This window comes from Acidisphaera rubrifaciens HS-AP3 (assembly GCF_000964365.1).
In the GTDB taxonomy this organism is placed as follows: domain Bacteria; phylum Pseudomonadota; class Alphaproteobacteria; order Acetobacterales; family Acetobacteraceae; genus Acidisphaera; species Acidisphaera rubrifaciens.
Window position 1 is genome coordinate 1 of sequence record NZ_BANB01000388.1, and the last position, 4,207, is coordinate 4,207.

General features: G+C 70.4%; 4 protein-coding genes and 1 pseudogene. 4 read left to right on the plus strand and 1 reads right to left on the minus strand.

The genetic code is table 11. The annotated features are described in order from the left end of the window. The 3 genes and pseudogenes from B8460_RS11570 to B8460_RS11580 all read left to right on the plus strand — a co-directional run. Positions 1-376, plus strand: a pseudogene (locus B8460_RS11570) (DNA mismatch repair endonuclease MutL); the annotation flags it as partial. A 70-nt stretch (positions 377-446) separates the two neighbouring features. Further along, positions 447-1,424 (plus strand): glycosyltransferase family 2 protein, encoded by a 978-nt coding sequence (locus B8460_RS11575; protein WP_048861755.1) that lies wholly within the window; start codon positions 447-449, stop codon positions 1,422-1,424. Next, the gene (locus B8460_RS11580; RefSeq protein WP_048861756.1) at positions 1,421-1,789 is read left to right on the plus strand and encodes a hypothetical protein; all 369 of its coding nucleotides are present in this window, start codon (positions 1,421-1,423) and stop codon (positions 1,787-1,789) included. Before B8460_RS11575 ends, B8460_RS11580 begins: the two co-directional genes overlap by 4 nt. Before the next feature lie 108 nt (positions 1,790-1,897). On the opposite strand, the gene B8460_RS11585 is transcribed toward B8460_RS11580, so the two are convergent. Next, positions 1,898-3,601 carry a tannase/feruloyl esterase family alpha/beta hydrolase gene (locus tag B8460_RS11585; protein ID WP_048861757.1) on the minus strand — a complete coding sequence of 568 codons (1,704 nt, stop codon included), beginning with the start codon at positions 3,599-3,601 and terminating at the stop codon, positions 1,898-1,900. Between the two features lie 195 nt (positions 3,602-3,796). Here B8460_RS11585 and B8460_RS11590 point away from each other — a divergent pair. Next, positions 3,797-4,207: FAD/NAD(P)-binding protein (locus B8460_RS11590; RefSeq protein WP_048861758.1), on the plus strand; the 411-nt coding region annotated here is incomplete at its 3' end.

Sequence of the window (4,207 nt, forward strand, 5' to 3'; positions counted from 1 at the left end):
GAGGCGTCCTTCAAGGGACAGCTGGCGCGGGCACCTCGGCGTCGCGATCGAGGCGTTCGGGCCGGGGGCGTTGCTGGTGCGCGCGCTACCGGCGCTGCTCGGCACGCCCGATCCGGCGCCGCTGCTGCGCGACCTCGCCGACGAACTCGCCGAGATGGGGGAGGCGACGGCGCTGGACGCGCGCCTCGACGCGGCGATCGCCCGCCTCGCCTGTCACGGCTCCATCCGCGCTGGGCGGCGGCTGGCGCGCGAGGAGATGGATGCCCTGCTGCGCCAGATGGAGGCGACGCCGCGCGCCGCCACGTGCAGCCACGGAAGGCCGACTTTCCTGCGCCTGTCGCGCGCCGAGATCGAACGGCTGTTCGGGCGCGGATAGGGTTGCGGGCCGGACCGGGATCGTTTCATTCGGACGGCACAGATTGTCCGTAACGACGGGTATCGCCCAGATGAACGAAAGCAACGTCGTACCCGTGCTGTCCGTGGTGGTGCCCACCTACAACGAACAGGCCGTCCTGGCGGAGTTTCACGGCCGCCTCGCGCGCGTCATGACCGCGCTCGGCGCGACGTGGGAGGTGATCTATGTCGACGACGGCAGCCGCGACGCGACGCCCGCGCTGCTGCGCGCGCTGCGGGCGGCGGATACGCATGTCGCGGTGGTCAGCCTGTCGCGCAACTTCGGCAAGGAGGCGGCGACCACCGCCGGGCTCGATCACGCGCACGGCGATGCCGTGATCGTTATCGACTGCGACCTGCAGGACCCGCCGGAGGTGATCCCCGACCTTGTCGCCGCATGGCGGCGCGGGGTGGACATGGTCTATGCGACGCGCCGCGAGCGGCAGGGCGAGACATGGCTGAAAAAGGCCACGGCCGCGCTGTTCTACCGCCTCATCAACCGCGTGGCGCAGGTCGAGGTGCCGCCCGATACCGGCGATTTCCGGCTGATGAGCCGGCGCGTCGCCGACGCCGTGCGGGCGCTGCGCGAGCATAACCGCTTCATGAAGGGGATCTTCGCCTGGGTCGGCTTTCCCAGCGAATCCGTGCTGTACGACCGCGCGGGCCGGCACGCGGGCATCAGCAAATGGGGCTGGTGGAAGCTGTGGAACCTCGCGCTGGAGGGGCTGACCAGCAACACCGTGATGCCGCTGAAGATCGCGACCTATCTCGGGCTGATCGTCGCCGGCTTCGCGACGTTCTATCTGGCGGAGGTGCTGCTGCGCACGCTGCTGTTCGGCAATCCGGTCGCCGGCTACCCGAGCCTGATGGTGGTGGTGCTGTTCCTCGGCGGCGCGCAGCTCATCATCCTCGGCGTGATGGGCGAATACCTCAGCCGCATCTTCACCGAGACGAAGCGCCGGCCGATCTACCTCGTCGAGAACTACGCGCCGCCCCGCCCGGCGGACGCGAACGGGAGCCCCGCGCCATGAAGCCCATCGCCTGCCTGTTGCTCGCCGGCCTGCTCGCCGGCGCCGTCCCCGCCCCCGCATGGGCGGAAGGGCCGGGCCGCTATGACGTGAGCGGCGCCAATCCCGGCGGCCGCGGCCCCTACAAGGGCGAGGCGCAGCTGTCGCAGACCGGCCGCGAGACGTGGCGCATGACGTGGAAGATCGGCAATGAAACCTTCGACGGCTTCGGCGTGGGCGACGCGAAATCCTTCGCCGTCACCTTCGCGTCGGGTCGCGCGCAGGGGATCGCGCTGTACACCGCGCAGCCGGACGGAAGCTACAAGGGCGTGTGGGCCGGAGCGACGGACCCCGAGGCGGGCACGGAGACGCTGACGCCCGCGCATTGACGCCGCCGCGGGCAGCCCCGCGACGACAAACGGGCGGCGTCGCCGCCGCCCGCTGCCGCGCGTATCGCCGAAGCATGTCCCCCGCGGAGCGGTCCCCGGGGGAGAAGCTCACGGCGCGAGGGTGGGCGGCAGGCTGACCTGCCCGCCGCCGCGCAGACCGGCGAGACGGCCGTCAAGCCCGACCTTCAGCATGTCGCGGTTCGGCTGGCAGCTCCAGCTCGACGCGACGTTGACGTTCACGCCGGTCAGGCTCGCCTGCGTCGGGAACGGACACAGCGGCATGGTCCGGTCCGGCGCGCCGGCGGTCGGGTTGTTGTTGGGATAATGCGCCGCCTCGATGCTGGCCGGCGGCTGGTTGTGCTCGACCCAGGCTTCGAGCGGGGAGAGCGTGTCGAAGAAATTCGGCCCGACACCGCCGCCGCAATGCTGCATGCCCGGCACCATGAACAGGCGCATCTGCTTCTGCAGCCGGTCATATCCGCCCGGCACCAGACGGGCGAGCTGCTCGTACAGCACGAAGTCGCGGAACGGCGGCAGCGCCGGATCGCTGAGGCCGTGGTACCAGATCATCTTGCGCCCCTGATCGAGGAACGCCTGGTAGTCGAACGGCGAGCCGGCATCCGCCGCCGCCGTGCGCTGGTCGAATTGCCGCAGCACCGCCGTCGTCACCACGCCGTCCGTCGTGACGGGATAGGAGAAGACGTCATAGCTCGGGTCGCGGGCGATGATGTCCTGGATGATGTGGTCGACGAACTGGAAGCCGTACGGCGCCGGGCTGAACCCGTCATTGCCCCATGGCTCCGCCGTCCCAGGCGCGGTCGGCAGCGTGGTGCCGACGGTCCACGCATCCATGCCGCCATTCGACAGGTTGGTGATGCTGAAGCCCGGATAGACCAGGTCGCCGTCCTGATCGCGCAGCGCGCCGATATAGCTCGACAGGAACGCCGCCTGATCCTCGCTGAGACAGTTGGTCGTCGCCCCGTTCTTGCACACGAGCTGCTCGGGCCGGACGTGGCAGGCGGCGGGGTTCTGGATCAGCCCGTCGGTCGTCCCGTCCGCGGCGTCGCAGGCGGCGTTCACCGCGGCGTCGATCGCCGGCAGCATCGAGGCGGGAAGATAGCTCGTGTCGCTCGCGAACAGCGCCTTCGCCGCCTTGGCGCCGCCGATAATGGTGCGCAGGTCGAGGAACGGCGCACCGGAGATGATGCCGTCATAATCCTGCGGGAAGCGCGAGGCCTCCACCATCGCCTGCCGCCCGCCGTTGGAGCAGCCGTCGAAATAGGCGTAGCTGATGCTGCCGCCGTAATAGGTCTGCACCAGCTGCTTGGCGGCGACCGTCACCTCGTGCGTGGCGCGGTAATAATAGTCGACCAGCGCCGGCCGGTTGGGCGCGCCGTTGCCGAGCAGCGACCAGCTCGCGTCGGTGTTGCCGGCCTGATGCCCCTCGTCGGTGATGGCCGTCGCATAGCCCCTCGGCAGCGCCTCCTTGAGGTCCACCGGATTGGCGGAGAAGTCCGCATAGGTGCTGCCGGCGAGGCCGCCCACGCCGAAGAACAGGAACTTGCCGTTCCAGTTGGCGGGAAGCTGGATCTCGAACGCCGCGGCGCCGGGGGGCGCGTCCTCGCCGCTGGTGGCGAGGCTGCCCTTCACGTCGCAATAGGCGGGCGTGCCGCCGGCGGCGGCGACGCTCGTCGCGGACTGGATCGTCATGCCGTCGATCAGCCCGCTCAGCGCGCCCATGCTGCATGTCAGGCCCTGGGTGGATGCGTCGGCCTGCGCCGTCCCGGTCCCCAGCCACAGCCCGGCGCTCATGGCGCAGGACGCGACCAACGCCGCGCGGGTCCGCGCGCGGACCCTCGTTCCTCTGTGTATCACCACCGTTTCCTCGCCCTTTTTGTGGCCGGTTCATGACCGGCGCATAACGGTGCTTTCATATGGCGCGTCAGGGCAAGCGTTTCTGCGCGTCCCGCGGATGGACGCCGCGCGCGATCCCACTATCGTGACCGGATGGACGCACAGGCATCGACCGGCACGCCGGGCCGCGGCGGCGGGGCGCGGATCGCGGTGATCGGCGGCGGCCTGTGCGGCGCCGCCTTCGCCCTGCATCTGCTGCGCGATCATCCGCGCCTCGCGGCGGAGGTCGCGGTGATCGAGCCGCGCGACCGTCTTGGAGCCGGCCTCGCCTATTCGACCGACGAGACGACCTATCGCATCAACGTCGCCTCCAACCGGATGCTGGTGATGCCGGAGGACGAGACGCATTTCGACCGCTGGCTGCGCGCCCGCGACGAGGCGGCGCGCGATCCGGCGGCGCTGCTCGACGACGGGCGGCTATACCCGGCGCGCGCCGTCTTCGGCGTCTATTTCGACGAGCTGGTGCGCGCCGCCGCCGCCGCGGTGACGGACGGGCCGCGCCTC

What these genes read in the sequence shown, in the direction of transcription:
- B8460_RS11580 (WP_048861756.1), top strand. Translation starts at nt 1,421, where the DNA reads ATGAAGCCCATCGCCTGCCTGTTGCTCGCCGGCCTGCTCGCCGGCGCC.
- B8460_RS11575 (WP_048861755.1), top strand. Translation starts at nt 447, where the DNA reads ATGAACGAAAGCAACGTCGTACCCGTGCTGTCCGTGGTGGTGCCCACC.
- B8460_RS11585 (WP_048861757.1), bottom strand. Translation starts at nt 3,601, where the DNA reads ATGAGCGCCGGGCTGTGGCTGGGGACCGGGACGGCGCAGGCCGACGCA.